This window comes from Natronomonas salina, assembly GCF_013391105.1.
In the GTDB taxonomy this organism is placed as follows: domain Archaea; phylum Halobacteriota; class Halobacteria; order Halobacteriales; family Haloarculaceae; genus Natronomonas; species Natronomonas salina.
Genome location: NZ_CP058335.1, coordinates 3,161,557 through 3,173,974, shown reverse-complemented (window position 1 = coordinate 3,173,974; position 12,418 = coordinate 3,161,557). Strand labels below are relative to the sequence as shown.

Below are 12,418 nucleotides of genomic sequence, written 5' to 3'. Positions count from 1 at the left end.
CTACGGGGCCGGGAGCCCGACGTCCAGCCACCGCTCGGCCGTCACCGGCCCACCCGTCCGCGCGGCGTGACAGTGCGGACAGAGGGGTTCGTCCCGCTCGCGGCGGACCAGTTCCTCGGTCAGCCCGACGCCACAGCTACTGCACTCGTATCGATAGTGCGGGGTGGATTGCATACCGAGTTTCGGGCCAGAGAGCGAATAACCGCTGGCGTGCTGTTTCCGGAATTCCGATGGGCAATCCTCGCCGGACGGACGGGCCGTCGTACCCCAGCCCGCCCGTCAGAAGTCGCCGAGCGTCGACTGGTTCCGCTTCAGCGCCTGCGCGCGGATTCCCAGCTCCGACCGGACACGCGTCGCCAGCTCGTCGGCGAACCCGTGCTGGGTGTAGACGACCTCCGGGTCGACGGCATCGACGAGGGCCAGCAGCTCCGGGTAGTCGCAGTGGTCCGAGAGGGCGAACGCGGCGTCGACGTCCGCGCGGAACCGGTAGCTGTCGTCGATCGCCCACCCGGAGAACCCGGCCGTGACGGCGCCCGTCTCGTCGGCGAGGTCCGAGGCGAACCCGAGGCGGCTGGTCTGGCTGGGCAATACGAGGACGTCGTCGTCGCCGAGTTCGTGGTCGCGCCCGTACAGCGTCGCGTCGAAGGAGACGTCGCAGGCGTCCTCGACGATCTCGTTGACGTCCCGGACGGCCGGCGTGACGAACAGCCGCCTGCGGTCGGCCCGGTTCGCGAGCAGCTGGACCTCCTGGGCCCGCCCCAGCGTGTAGCCGAAACAGAGCAGCGGCGTCCCCCGCATCTCCTCGAACCACGAGACGATGCGGTCCTCGAGGACGTCCTGTCCGGGGAACTCGTAGGCCGGTGTCCCGTAGGTCGACTCGACGACCAGCACGTCGGCGTCGACTGGTTCGAATCCCTGGAGGAAGAACCGGTCGCGGGTGGAGACGTCGCCGGTGTAGAGGACCCGACGTTCGCCGTCGTCGATCAGCGCGGCACGGGAGCCGGGGACGTGCCCCGACGGGAGGAGTTCGATTCCCGGGTGCTCGGTCCGGAAGTCCAGGGGGCCGTCGCGCCGTAGCGCCGCGAGCCGCGCGGTCAGCGCCGAACAGACGACGTCGCCGGGCGGCGAGTCGTAGAGGTGGTCGCCGTGGGCGTGGCTCAGGAAGTTGACGTCGCCGTCGGGCGTCGACGCGTCGGCGACGAACCGCTCGCCGGTCGCCAGGTCGATGTCGACGCCGTCGCGCAGCCGGACGTCCACAGTACCGACCCGTAGTCCGTCGAGACCCAAGTGCCCGTCGTCGGCTGGCCGGCGACCGTCAGGGCCCGCCGTCCTGGAGCGCCGCCCGGAGGAAGTGGAGGGTCCGCTCCCAGGCCAGCGCCGCCGCCTCGTCGTCGTACCTCGCGGTCTCGTCGGTCTCGAAGAACGACGGCTCGGTGTTCTGGTAGACGAACAGGTCGTGGTCGACGCCGTGGTCTCGGAACGTCTCGCGGAGTTCGTTCACGCGGGACTGCGGGAACTCGTGGTCAAGCTGTGCGAAGTGACCGAGGACCGGCGCCGAGACGCTGGCCCAGTCCGGGTCGCCCATCCCGTAGAAGACGACGAGGGCGCCGCAGTCGGACTCCAGGCTGCTGGCGATCCGACAGGCCCACTCGGCGCCGTAGCCGAGCCCGACGACGCCGACCGCCCGGCGGCTCACAGCCTCGTGCTGGCGGAGGAACTCCGCGGCGTCCTCGAGCCGGCGCGTCACCTGGCGCGCGTCGAGTTCCTCCTTGGCGGCCTCGGCCGCGTCGACGGTCGTCGGCGTCTCGCCGTCGAAGACGTCCGGCGCGAGCGCGACGAACCCCTCCCGGGCCAGCCGGTGACAGAGCTGCCGGACGAACTGGGTGAGTCCTCGCCCGGAGTGGAAGACGAGCACGGCCGGGCCTCGCCCGAGCTCCGGCGTGGCGAGGTAATCCCGCGATCTCGTGGCGTCGTCGGTCGTCATGGATGGTCCGGCCCCGCTGCCGGTGGATGGGCGGGATACGGAACTAACTGGTATATGTCCACCGCCGGACTCAGCGATCGGGCCCGGTCGCGCGAAGCCGAGTCCTTATTTCGGATTGTTGCGTAGTGGCTGCCGCATGGTTACCGTCGGTGCACACGTCTCGATCAGTGGCGGTTTCGACGAAGCGGTGGCAAGACAGCGGGACCTCGGCGGCACGGTCGGCCAGGTGTTCGTCGGCTCCCCGCGCGGGTGGGCGGTGAAGGACGTCGACGAGAGCGACGGGGCGGCGTTCAGGGAGGCCGCCGCGGAGCACGACATGGGACCCTGGATCGTCCACGGGACCTACCTGATCAACTTCGCGACGCCGAAGGAGGACCTCGCCGAGAAGTCGGTCCGGTGCGTCCAGGGCGAACTGGACGCCTGCTCGACGCTGGGTATCCCCTACTACGTCTTCCACCCGGGCGCCCACACCGGCGCCGGCGAGGAGACGGGCGTGGCGAACGTCGCCGACCGGCTCTCCGAACTCGACGTCCCGGACGACGTGACGCTCCTGCTGGAGAACACCGCGGGCAAGGGCACGACCGTCGGGAAGACCTTCGAGCAACTCGACGATATGGTCGCCCAGTCCACCCAGACCTACGACGATATCGGCGTCTGTCTGGACACCTGCCACCTCCACGCGGCGGGCTACGACTTCCGGACGGCCGAAGGGATGGACGAGCTCGTCGCCGCGGTCGACGAGGCGATCGGCCTCGAGCACGTCGAGTACCTCCACCTCAACGACTCGAAGCACCCGCTCGGCTCGGAGAAGGACGAACACGAGCACGTCGGCGAAGGCGAGATCGGCGAGGGCGGCTTCGATCACTTCGTGACCCACGAGGCGTTCGCGGACCGCCCGATGGTGGTCGAGACGCCGGCGGACGAGAATGGCTACGCCTGGAACGTCGAGAAGGTCCGGTCGCTCGCCGAGTGAGGACTACTCCGGAGTTCCGGCGTCGGTCCTGAACAGGAGGTAGACGGTCGCGCAGACGGCGTAGCCGACGAAGATCGACCCGGCGACGCTCGCGCCGATGCGGGCGGCGTTCGGGGCGATCCGCGCGTACTCGAGGAGGAGCCCGGCGACGAGGACGACCGCGACGAGCAGGACGACGAAGCTCGACGCTCGCTCGCCGTCCAGCCCCTCGAACATGTCACGCCTCGATGGTGCGCGTGATGGACGTCTCGGGCGGGAGGAGCTCCTCGACGTGCCGTTCGCAGAGCCGGACGGCCTCTTCGAGTCGCCCGTGCTCGACGAGCCGCGCCGACCCGTCGTCGCGCTCGATGAGGCAGTCAAGTTCGGGGAGGGCGAACCGGCCGTCCCGGTCGCAGAACGCACAGCCGTGCTCCTGGTGCCAGGCCGAATTCGAGAGCAGCTCTCCGAACTGCGAGCGTTCGCAGTCGGTACAGAACAGTCCGTGTTCGTGCCGCGTGAGCTGGTTCACGACGACCCGGTTCAGCACGTCCGAGCTACCGCAGCTGATACATTCCATAGGTCCTCCCCCGTCGGCGTCCGTCTCGTGGGACTCCAGTATTGCGAGTGGGGGGATATAATTCTATCTCCGGAGTTACCGTTCCGTTACCACCAGAAACCTTACCAGTGGTGAGAGGCCTGTTGAAGTGGTTTTACGGCGTGTCACAGCACTGGGAAAATAGATAATGAATATTATATATTGGCATCTATGTCAGATCGCTTTTCTGAGGTAGCACCAAATTACCGGATGGTTGTGTCTCGGATGTGGGGAACCAGTTGGTAACTATCTACAATCCCGATAATATAATATATTTGGTGAATAGGTTCCGATGCTCGGCCAATAGTCGCGAAACCGACCTCCGTATCGCGCAGCTAATCTCGACTGGCAGTGAGGAAGTCGCGCTGCAACTGTGTGGCGCGGTTCGAGAGCGGAGACACTTTCACTCCGGTTGCCGCGACTTTATCAGCGTCCCGGGAGTCGACGGAAGAGCCGGCTGGGTGACTGGGTGGACGCTCCACCGAGCGACGTCGCGCTATACGCGAACCAGCCGCTCCTTCCCCTTCGAACGATCGTCCCCAGCGGCGGCACCGGAGTCGGTCACCGGTCGGCCTCGCAGTCGACCTCGAGGTACGCCTCGGCGTCGGCGGCGGCCGCCTCGCAGTCGAGACACCGCCACCGGCGCACCGAGCCCGCCCGCTTGGCGTCGGGGACGATGCGGTGGCCGTAGAGGTCGAGTGGGTCCTCGGATTCTGCCACGGATGACACCCCGTTGTCCGCGGTCGTCGGTCCGTCGGTCATCGGGTGTGAGTCCTGTCCGTCGTGACGCGTTCTGCCGGCTGGATCGACCGACTGCCGTCCGGCGAGTCCGCCGATTCGATCCCCCGTCGCTGTGGTCCCGACACGTCGTGAAACAGTCCGGGTAGGCAAGATAAACGTACCGCCGGACTCACCTGCGGTGACTCGACGGTCGACCGCAGATTCCGGCCGCTGGAGGCCAGGACGGGGTAGGCGGGTCTTTTCTCAGATAATCTACGGAAGGCTTTATCACACTCCATTGCATGCGTCGTGACTACGTAGAATACCGCTGATGGGGCGGTACAGGTGCGACGAGGGGCCGCGCTGGACGAACGACCTCCCGCAGGCGAAGGTGATACATGGACGACAACCAGGAACCGCGACCCAACATCGACTCCGTCGACGGCGACGGCGAGTCCCAGGACCGGGCCGCCGGCGCCGAGGAGACGAGTGCGTCGGCGGACGTCGACGCCGACCTCGACCGGGGGCTCTTCGAGGACCTCGACGCCGGTGGCGACCCGGACGAGGTCGACCTCGAGGGGACCGACGACTCCGGCCTCTTCGACGAGTTGCTGAGCGGCGAGCCCATCTTCGACCAGAAGGAGGTCCTGCGGCCCTCCTACACGCCCAATCAGCTCCCCCACCGGAACGACCAGATCAACGACATCGCGACCATCCTCGTCTCCGCCCTCCGCGGCGACACGCCCTCGAACATCCTCGTCTACGGGAAGACGGGGACCGGCAAGACCGCCAGCGCCCGGTTCGTCAGCCAGGAGCTCAAGCAGACCTCGAAGGACTACCCGGTCCCCTGCGAGGTCGAGTACATCAACTGCGAGGTCACCGACACGCAGTACCGGGTGCTCGCCCAGCTGGCCAACCAGTTCATCGAGGACAACCTCCAGCGGCTCGAGTCGGAGATCGAGACGCTCGAAGAACTCCTCGAATCGGAAGCCAGCGAGGAACTCTCGGAGCGCGGCTACGAGTCGCCGCAGGCAGCGAGAGAGCGGATTCGGGAACTGGAGTCCTATCGGGAGTCCCAGGAGACCGTCCCGATGACGGGGTGGCCGACCGACCGCGTCTACAGCGAGTTCTTCGAGGCCGTCGACTTCTACCAGCGCGTCGTGGTCATCATGCTCGACGAGATCGACAAGCTCGTCGAGAAGTCCGGCGACGACACCCTCTACAACCTCTCGCGGATGAACTCCGACCTGGAGAACTCCCGGGTCTCGATCATCGGCATCTCGAACGACCTGAAGTTCACCGAGTTCCTCGACCCCCGGGTCAAGTCGAGCCTCGGCGAGGAGGAGATCGTCTTCCCGCCGTACGACGCCGAGCAGCTCACCGACATCCTGCGGCAGCGCGCCGACATCGCCTTCAAGGACGAGGTGCTCTCCGAGGAGGTCATCCCGCTGTGCTCGGCGTTCGCCGCCCAGGAGCACGGCGACGCCCGCCGCGCCCTCGACCTGCTCCGGACCGCCGGCGAACTCGCCGAGCGCTCCCAGGACGAACTGGTCTACGAACACCACGTCCGGGAGGCCCAGGAGAAGATCGAACTGAACCGCATCGTCGAGGCCGTCCGGACGCTCCCCCAGCAGTCGAAGCTCATCCTGCTGTCGATCATCACCCTCGAGGAGGAGGGCGAGGAGAACATCAACACCGGCGAGGTCTTCAACGTCTACAAGCGCATCTGCGAGGAGGTCGACGCCGACGTGCTCACCCAGCGGCGGGTAACCGACCTCATCAGCGAACTCGACATGCTCGGCATCGTCAACGCCGTCGTCGTCTCGAAGGGCCGCTACGGCCGCACCAAGGAGATCAGCCTCTCGGTGCCGATGGACGAGACGAAGGCGGTGCTCACCTCCGACTCGCGGCTCGCCGAGTACGAGGACTCCTGACCCCGAGCCCTCGGTCGAGTCGGTCGCCGACGGGTAGTTCACCCACCGGATTCGACCACGGTCGGCGGGTTCCGAGACGTTTATTTGGTGGGTTGCGGTAGCCGGCGGCATGAAGCGTGGTGTGATCGGGCGGATCGACGGTGGGCTGGGACGCATCGACTCGTTCTCGCTGACGCGCGAGGAGGAGGGGGTCGAACTGGATGCGATGGTGGACGTCCAGCGGGTGAAGCGCACGCCGAACGGCCTCGACATCACGATGGGACGGGCCGCCAGGGAGGACGTGGCCGAGACGGAGTCGGTGTCGCTCTCGACCGGCGGCATCACGGTCTCTCGGGACGCGGCCGTCGAGACGGCTCACACGGAGTTCCTCACCGTCGGCGACGAGTTCGCCGCCGTCGGCAGCAGTGACGGGACGTTCGCCTTCGACCTCCTCGGCGACCGCTTCGGCGCGGACGTCTCCCGGGCGGCGGTCGACCTCGACTCCTTCTGGCTCGACCTCGAGGACCCGACGCCCTGGAAGGTCGGCTTCTACGGCCACGACGGCCCCGTCGAGAACGGGGTCGTCCACGGCGAGGGCGTCCTGGACGACGGCGTGTTCGGTCGGGCCATAGCCGACCTCCGGAAGAACCAGCTCGGCCTCCGGGTCGATATCCGCGACCGGGAGTACAAGTTCCTGATCACGGAGTCCGGCTACCTGGAGCTGTACCAGCCCCGCGAGATGGCGGCGGCCGGCTTCGCCGAGTTCGTCGCCGACAACGTGCTGCCGCACACGTCCTGACCGACGCGAGGCCGGGCGCTTATACCCCCGATAATGTCCGGGGATATCCCTAATTGGGTGCTCCGCCAGCCGTCACCCGGGACAGGGGAATGTCAGAGACTCACACTCAGGGAGGCAGCGAGATGAAGGACTCCCTCGAGTACTACCTCGTCCACGACCAGGTCCCCGAGGAAGTACGAGAGGAGATCGTCGACCTCTACGACGACGGGGAGTATCGCCGGGCGCTCGAACTGGTCATGAACCGGTGGTGAGGGCCCCGACGGCCGGGGGTCGGCGACCGCGTACCACGCCGTCCCCCGACACGTTCGCTTTTAAAGACGACGGGAAAGGGTCCGGCTACTACCCCCCGCAGACGGGTAGGGACACCTCAGACAACTGAACCGTTCCCGGTGTTTATGAGACTCCGCGTCCAAGCACCGATACGGAAGCACGGACTCCGGACCCGGGGTCCACGGGCCGCCCGTCCAGCGATCTCCCACCAAATGACCTACTCAGACAGAACGCGCCGATCGGAGCCGGGGGACGTCCTCCTCGTCGAGGACAACCCCGGCGACACCCGGCTCATCGAGGAGGCGTTCGCAGACGCGCCCATCGACGCCACCCTCCACACCGTCCCCGACGGGGACGAGATGCTCGAGTTCCTCCACCAGCAGGGCGACTACGCGTCCGCCCCGTTCCCCGACCTCGTCCTCCTCGATCTGAACCTCCCCCGGACCCACGGGACGGAACTCCTCGAGGAGATCCGGTCGGACTCGAAGCTCCAGCACCTCCCCGTCGTCATCCTGACCAGCTCGTCGGACCGCGACGACGTCGTGAACTGCTATCAGAACAACGCCAACGCGTACCTCACGAAGCCGACCGGCCACGACGAGTTCGTCTCGCTGGTCGAGTCCCTCGAGGACTTCTGGTTCAAGCGCGTCCAGCTGCCCCCGGCGCAGTAGGGCGGCGGGGCGCCGGCACCGTCGCGGATGCGTCCGACTACCGGCCGGGTACGGTCGGCGAAACGACCGAAGGAACCGGCTTCTGCCAACCGTTTCAGCCGTACTTCTCCAGGGCCGCACGGAGTCGCTCTCGTTCCTCGCGTGCGGCGGCCAGGTCCTCCTCGACCGCGCCGCTCTCGACGCGCCGCCGCTCCGCCTCGGTGAGGTCCGCGCGGGCAACGGCGGCCGTCCGGAGCCGGTCGTAGTCGTCGCGGCGTGCGAGGTCGCGGACCGACCGGAGGGCGGCGACGGTCTCTTCGTCGGCGAAGCGGTTCACCAGCGAGACCAGCTCCCGCGTCCGGAACAGCAGCGTCGCGCGTTCTTCCGGCGGCCACCCGACCGTGAGCGGGTCGGCCGACAGCCCCTCCAGGTACGTCCGGTTCGTCGCGACGCGGCGCTTGAGCAGGTCGGCATCCTCGACGTAGTGGTCGAGCTTCGAGGCCGAGTAGCCGGCGTACTCCAGCAGTTCGTCGACCGAGTGCCGTCCCGCGGGGTGGTCGCGGACGTAGGTCAGCAGCCCTTCGGGTGGCGCCTCGAACTCGACGAGCGGGTAGCCGCTGGCGGTCTCGGCGAACGCCAGCAGCTCGCGGGCCGGCTCCTCGCTGCGGAGCGTCGCGAAGGCCGCACGGACCCTGTCGTCGTAGGTCTCGATCGGCTCCCGGAGTTCCTCGACCGGCGCCTCGAGGTCCGCCTCGCTCAACTCGACGAGCCGCTCGAGGTCATCGATGCGCTCGGCCAGCTCGTCGTCCCGGCGCTTCGCCGCCCGGCGGGCCTCCCGGTACTCCCGCCTGGCATCCTCCAGCTCCTCGCGGCGCTCGACGTGGTCTCGGGCGGGCGCCAGCGCCTCCCGGGCGGCGTCGAAGTCCCGCTGTTTCAGCGCCTGCGTGGCGCTGCCGGTCTTGACGTGGGCGTCGGCCTCGACGAACGCCTCGCTCTCGGGGACGTCCTCCGGGACGGCCGCCAGCGTCTCCGAGAGGTCGTTGCGGAACTCGACGTACCCCTGGAAGTCGTCCCAGTCGGTCGCCCGCTCCTCCCATCGGTCCAGCACCCGCTCGACGGAGCGGCAGGCGTCGACGACGGCGTCCAGCTGCTCGCGGTCGAGCTCCAGGTCCGACTCCAGCCGCTCCAGCCGGTCGTGGGCCGCCGCCAGCCGGTCCGCCGCGTCCTGGTCAGTCGTCGTAGACATCGTCGGGGTCGAAGACCTGGTCGCCGACCACCTCGCCGTCGATGGTCCGGTGGAAGCAGGTGTCGTAACCGGTGTGGCAGGCGCCCCCCGCCTGGTCGACGACGTACAGCAGCGCGTCGCCGTCGCAGTCGACGCGGACCTCCTCGACTTCCTGGAGGTGGCCGCTGGATGCGCCCTTCTTCCAGAGCTCCTCGCGGCTCCGGGAGTAGTAGTGGGCGTAGCCGGTCTCCCGCGTCGCCTCGAGGGCCTCGCGGTTCACGTACGCCAGCATCAGCACGTCGCCGGAGTCGGCGTCCTGGGCGACCGCGGGGAGCAACTCCTGCTCGTCGAAGGCGAGGTCGACGGTCATCGCCGTGAACTGGGCGTCTCGCGGGGATAGGCCTTTTCGTTAGCCCGTCGAAGGGGTCGCCTCGCGGCCGGCGGAGCGGTCGGCGGGACGGCCGGCAGCGCCGCGGAACCTTCGGCTGCGGACGTCTGACAAACCCTTATGTGACTGGACGTGGCACCTAGGACCGATATGGGCAACAAGAACAAGACCATCTCCTTCCGGGTCAACGAGGACGCCTTCGAGACCCTGCGGGAGATCGCCGAGGAGCGCGACATCTCGCTGTCGGCGGTGTTCCGCGACTACGTGGACACCCTCGTCGCCCACGACGGCCAGGTCCGGGTCGTCCCCGAACACGAGCTGAAGGGGGGCAGCGCCACGGAGGCCTCCTCGCCGACGGAGAGCTTCCCGCCGAAGGTCGAGGTGCCCAAGAGCTTCGTCCGCGAACACGAGCGACTCGAACTCGAGGCCGAGCACCTCCGCGAGCAGCTCGACGAGTACAAGCAGTACGTCACGAAGCTCAGCCAGAAGGTCGAGGAGCAGGACGACGAGGACGTCATCCAGCTCGAGGACCTCGACGGCGAGGAGTCCGAAGAGGAGCCGTTCCGCCTGGGCTGAAGGCCCGTTCTGTCGTTCTCACCGCTCTCGTCGTTATCCCGACAGCTCCCGTCGCTTCCTACTGATCTCCTTCTCCATCTCGTCGCGCCCGTCGACGTCGGCCAGCCGCTCGGCCGCCTCCAGCGTCCGGACGCCGCTGTCGAGGAACGACAGGACGTCGCCCGGGTAGGCGTACAGCATGTAGTCGTCGCCCATCACGTCGACGATGGCGTCGGGGCCCAGCCCCTGGGCCCGCAGGTCCAGCAGGTAGGCGACGAACTTCCGCTCGGCGCAGCCGCAGTGGGGGTTCGACTGGCAGTCGCAGTCCAGGAAGTCCTCGGCGAACTCCAGGGCGCGGTCGCGGGAGGCGTCGTCGAGCTTCGCGAGGCCGTCGCCGGTGAAGAGGATGTCCAGCGTCGCCCCCGAGAAGGCGCTCTTCGGGAACGACGTCTCCAGCTGCGAGGCCAGCTGGCGGTGGTTCTTGACGTAGATCTTGTCCGTGATCGCCACTGTTGGCAGTCGGTAGGCGGTCGGCGCTCAAAAGGCTGCTGACCGCCGTGCGGCGGGCTTGCACACGACCGGGAAAGCCGAAACGTATTTGAATCTGACTGGGCTACCACCAAGTGCGTGTCCGGGTTGGGGTAGTGGCATCCTACAGCCTTGTGGTGGCTGTGAGGCGGATTCGATTTCCGCACCCGGACCTCCTCGATTTCTACCACTGTCCAGCAGTCCCCGACTTTGGTCGGCCAGCCAGGATTCTTGTACGAAGCCGATGGAACGGGTTCCATGCCGGAGTGTCCGACCTGCGGCGCGAGGTTCGATACACGCAGAGGGCTCGGCGTCCACCACAGTGCTGCTCACGGGGAACGCCTTCCCAACCGCGAGTGCGCTCACTGCGGCGAGTCGTTCCATTGCGAACACGAGAAGAAGTACTGTTCGGATGAGTGTCGAGAGTCTGCGGTTTCGTTGACCGGAGCGGACAACCCGAACTACCGCGGCGGGAAGCACTCCACCACCTGCGAGATCTGCGGCTCCGGGTTCGAGTACTACCCGTCTGCTAAACCGGGTCGTTACTGCAGTTCCTGCGTCGAGTCCGAACAGTGGCGACACGTCCGGGACATCGACGGGTCGAAGAATCCTCGGTGGTCCGGCGGTCCGGCGGAACTCGAATGCGACTGGTGCGGAGCGTCGTTCAGTCGGTACCGCGTCGAGGGCGAACGCGTCTTCTGTAGCGATACCTGCCAGTACGAGTGGCTCTCCGAGGCCTTCACCGGCGACGGGCACCCGAACTGGGACGGGGGCACGGACGCCAACTACGGTCGGGGGTGGCGCCGCGTCCGCGAGCGAGCGCTCGAACGGGACGATTACCAGTGTGCCATCTGTGGCTCGTCTAGGGAGGAACTCGGCCGGAACCCTGACGTCCACCACATCGTCCCGGTCCGGGCCTTCGTCGAACACCCGGTGACGACCGAGCGCGACGCACACTACCTCGAGAACCTCGTCTCGCTGTGCATCGACTGTCACCGGAAGGCGGAGTTCGGCTACGTCTCTCGAGAGCGCCTGGAAGACGCGGTATAGCGTCGGGTGGCTCCCGGTTCGAATGCCCGCTCCGCCGAAGGGCTATTGAGCCACCGCGCCGTCGCTCCCACCATGCAGGTCGCTCTGGTCACCGTCGGCGACGAGTTGCTGGACGGCGACACCGAGAACACGAACGCGACGTGGCTCTCCAGACAGCTCACCGACCGGGGGGTGACCGTCACGCGGGTGCTGACCGTCCCGGACAGCGAGGACGTCATCGCCGACGCCGTCCGCGAGTACAGCGACGCCTTCGACGCCGTCGTCGTCACCGGCGGGCTCGGCCGGACGCCGGACGACCTGACGATGGAGGGCGTCGCGGCGGCCTTCGACCGCGACCTCGTCGAGAACGACCTCGCGCGGGCCGACATCGAGCGGACCCTGGAGGAGATCGCCGGCGACTACCCGGACCTCGACGTCGACGCCGCCGAGGAGTCGCTGCTGCCCGAGGGCGCCCGCCCACTCTTGAACCGCGCGGGGCTGTCGCCGGGCTGCGTCCTCGAGGACGTCTACGTGCTGCCCGGCATCCCCTCGGAGATGAAGCGGATGTTCGAGGACGTCGCCGAGGAGTTCGCCGGCGAGGCCGACTCGCGGTTCGTCTACACCGACGAGCCCGAGGCGAACCTCATCGACCGCCTCGACGAGGTCCGCGAGCGCTTCGACGTGAAGGTGGGGTGTTACCCCGACAGCGAGGCGGGCCACAACCGCCTGAAGCTCACGGCATCGGACGCGGCGGCGCTGGCGGACGCCGAGGCGTGGCTCTCCGAGCACGTCTCGCACGCCGAGTGAGGG

The 12,418-nt window shown here is 67.7% G+C and carries 17 protein-coding genes; 8 read left to right on the top strand and 9 right to left on the bottom strand.

What is annotated here, in order from left to right:
- The 3 genes from HWV07_RS16400 to HWV07_RS16390 form a co-directional block, all read right to left on the bottom strand.
- Complete coding sequence (locus HWV07_RS16400) at positions 1-174, bottom strand: FmdB family zinc ribbon protein (protein WP_178335346.1); 174 nt, start codon at positions 172-174, stop codon at positions 1-3.
- A gap of 105 nt (positions 175-279) precedes the next feature.
- Positions 280-1,257, bottom strand: a complete 978-nt coding sequence (locus tag HWV07_RS16395) for an MBL fold metallo-hydrolase (RefSeq protein ID WP_178335345.1) — start codon at positions 1,255-1,257, stop codon at positions 280-282.
- Between the two features lie 58 nt (positions 1,258-1,315).
- A complete protein-coding gene (locus tag HWV07_RS16390; RefSeq protein WP_178335344.1) occupies positions 1,316-1,984 on the bottom strand; it encodes a dienelactone hydrolase family protein in 669 nt (222 codons plus the stop codon).
- Between the two features lie 136 nt (positions 1,985-2,120).
- Here HWV07_RS16390 and HWV07_RS16385 point away from each other — a divergent pair, with 136 nt between their 5' ends.
- Positions 2,121-2,957, top strand: a complete 837-nt coding sequence (locus HWV07_RS16385; RefSeq protein WP_178335343.1) for a deoxyribonuclease IV — start codon at positions 2,121-2,123, stop codon at positions 2,955-2,957.
- 3 nt (positions 2,958-2,960) lie between these two features.
- Here HWV07_RS16385 and HWV07_RS16380 read toward each other — a convergent pair whose 3' ends face one another.
- The 3 genes from HWV07_RS16380 to HWV07_RS16370 all read right to left on the bottom strand — a co-directional run bounded on the left by HWV07_RS16380 (position 2,961) and on the right by HWV07_RS16370 (position 4,293).
- Positions 2,961-3,173, bottom strand: a complete 213-nt coding sequence (locus HWV07_RS16380; protein WP_178335342.1) for a hypothetical protein — start codon at positions 3,171-3,173, stop codon at positions 2,961-2,963.
- Between the two features lies 1 nt (position 3,174).
- Positions 3,175-3,513, bottom strand: coding sequence for a hypothetical protein (locus HWV07_RS16375; RefSeq protein WP_178335341.1), 339 nt, complete (start codon positions 3,511-3,513; stop codon positions 3,175-3,177).
- 579 nt (positions 3,514-4,092) lie between these two features.
- Positions 4,093-4,293: a hypothetical protein gene (locus HWV07_RS16370; protein WP_178335340.1), complete on the bottom strand. Its 201-nt coding sequence runs from the start codon at positions 4,291-4,293 to the stop codon at positions 4,093-4,095.
- A 356-nt stretch (positions 4,294-4,649) separates the two neighbouring features.
- On the opposite strand from HWV07_RS16370, the gene HWV07_RS16365 reads away from it, so the two are divergent.
- The 4 genes from HWV07_RS16365 to HWV07_RS16355 all read left to right on the top strand — a co-directional run bounded on the left by HWV07_RS16365 (position 4,650) and on the right by HWV07_RS16355 (position 7,904).
- Complete coding sequence (locus HWV07_RS16365) at positions 4,650-6,185, top strand: Cdc6/Cdc18 family protein (protein WP_178335339.1); 1,536 nt, start codon at positions 4,650-4,652, stop codon at positions 6,183-6,185.
- A 109-nt stretch (positions 6,186-6,294) separates the two neighbouring features.
- Complete coding sequence (locus HWV07_RS16360; RefSeq protein ID WP_178335338.1) at positions 6,295-6,963, top strand: hypothetical protein; 669 nt, start codon at positions 6,295-6,297, stop codon at positions 6,961-6,963.
- Positions 6,964-7,085: 122 nt separating this feature from the next.
- Positions 7,086-7,214 carry a hypothetical protein gene (locus HWV07_RS19980; RefSeq protein WP_281362309.1) on the top strand — a complete coding sequence of 43 codons (129 nt, stop codon included), beginning with the start codon at positions 7,086-7,088 and terminating at the stop codon, positions 7,212-7,214.
- A 231-nt stretch (positions 7,215-7,445) separates the two neighbouring features.
- On the top strand, positions 7,446-7,904 hold the full coding sequence (locus HWV07_RS16355; protein WP_178335337.1) for a response regulator: 459 nt from the start codon (positions 7,446-7,448) through the stop codon (positions 7,902-7,904).
- Positions 7,905-7,998: 94 nt separating this feature from the next.
- Here the strand turns inward: HWV07_RS16355 and HWV07_RS16350 are convergent, their stop codons facing one another.
- Positions 7,999-9,129 carry a DUF7118 family protein gene (locus HWV07_RS16350; protein WP_178335336.1) on the bottom strand — a complete coding sequence of 377 codons (1,131 nt, stop codon included), beginning with the start codon at positions 9,127-9,129 and terminating at the stop codon, positions 7,999-8,001.
- A complete protein-coding gene (gene hisI / locus HWV07_RS16345) occupies positions 9,113-9,478 on the bottom strand; it encodes a phosphoribosyl-AMP cyclohydrolase (protein WP_178335335.1) in 366 nt (121 codons plus the stop codon). Before hisI ends, HWV07_RS16350 begins: the two co-directional genes overlap by 17 nt.
- A 168-nt stretch (positions 9,479-9,646) precedes the next feature.
- Here hisI and HWV07_RS16340 point away from each other — a divergent pair, with 168 nt between their 5' ends.
- Positions 9,647-10,072: a DUF8146 domain-containing protein gene (locus tag HWV07_RS16340; protein WP_178335334.1), complete on the top strand. Its 426-nt coding sequence runs from the start codon at positions 9,647-9,649 to the stop codon at positions 10,070-10,072.
- Between the two features lie 33 nt (positions 10,073-10,105).
- On the opposite strand, the gene HWV07_RS16335 is transcribed toward HWV07_RS16340, so the two are convergent.
- Positions 10,106-10,561 (bottom strand): DUF5814 domain-containing protein, encoded by a 456-nt coding sequence (locus HWV07_RS16335; protein ID WP_178335333.1) that lies wholly within the window; start codon positions 10,559-10,561, stop codon positions 10,106-10,108.
- Between the two features lie 456 nt (positions 10,562-11,017).
- Here HWV07_RS16335 and HWV07_RS16330 point away from each other — a divergent pair, with 456 nt between their 5' ends.
- Positions 11,018-11,629, top strand: coding sequence for an HNH endonuclease (locus tag HWV07_RS16330; protein ID WP_246279788.1), 612 nt, complete (start codon positions 11,018-11,020; stop codon positions 11,627-11,629).
- Positions 11,630-11,701: 72 nt separating this feature from the next.
- Positions 11,702-12,415: a competence/damage-inducible protein A gene (locus tag HWV07_RS16325; RefSeq protein WP_178335331.1), complete on the top strand. Its 714-nt coding sequence runs from the start codon at positions 11,702-11,704 to the stop codon at positions 12,413-12,415.
- The last annotated feature ends 3 nt before the right edge of the window (positions 12,416-12,418 follow it).

Coding starts and splice junctions, on each gene's coding strand:
- HWV07_RS16400 (WP_178335346.1), bottom strand. CDS start 174: ATGCAATCCACCCCGCACTATCGATACGAGTGCAGTAGCTGTGGCGTC.
- HWV07_RS16390 (WP_178335344.1), bottom strand. CDS start 1,984: ATGACGACCGACGACGCCACGAGATCGCGGGATTACCTCGCCACGCCG.
- HWV07_RS16385 (WP_178335343.1), top strand. CDS start 2,121: ATGGTTACCGTCGGTGCACACGTCTCGATCAGTGGCGGTTTCGACGAA.
- HWV07_RS16380 (WP_178335342.1), bottom strand. CDS start 3,173: ATGTTCGAGGGGCTGGACGGCGAGCGAGCGTCGAGCTTCGTCGTCCTG.
- HWV07_RS16375 (WP_178335341.1), bottom strand. CDS start 3,513: ATGGAATGTATCAGCTGCGGTAGCTCGGACGTGCTGAACCGGGTCGTC.
- HWV07_RS16370 (WP_178335340.1), bottom strand. CDS start 4,293: ATGACCGACGGACCGACGACCGCGGACAACGGGGTGTCATCCGTGGCA.
- HWV07_RS16365 (WP_178335339.1), top strand. CDS start 4,650: ATGGACGACAACCAGGAACCGCGACCCAACATCGACTCCGTCGACGGC.
- HWV07_RS16360 (WP_178335338.1), top strand. CDS start 6,295: ATGAAGCGTGGTGTGATCGGGCGGATCGACGGTGGGCTGGGACGCATC.
- HWV07_RS19980 (WP_281362309.1), top strand. CDS start 7,086: ATGAAGGACTCCCTCGAGTACTACCTCGTCCACGACCAGGTCCCCGAG.
- HWV07_RS16355 (WP_178335337.1), top strand. CDS start 7,446: ATGACCTACTCAGACAGAACGCGCCGATCGGAGCCGGGGGACGTCCTC.
- HWV07_RS16350 (WP_178335336.1), bottom strand. CDS start 9,129: ATGTCTACGACGACTGACCAGGACGCGGCGGACCGGCTGGCGGCGGCC.
- hisI (WP_178335335.1), bottom strand. CDS start 9,478: ATGACCGTCGACCTCGCCTTCGACGAGCAGGAGTTGCTCCCCGCGGTC.
- HWV07_RS16340 (WP_178335334.1), top strand. CDS start 9,647: ATGGGCAACAAGAACAAGACCATCTCCTTCCGGGTCAACGAGGACGCC.
- HWV07_RS16325 (WP_178335331.1), top strand. CDS start 11,702: ATGCAGGTCGCTCTGGTCACCGTCGGCGACGAGTTGCTGGACGGCGAC.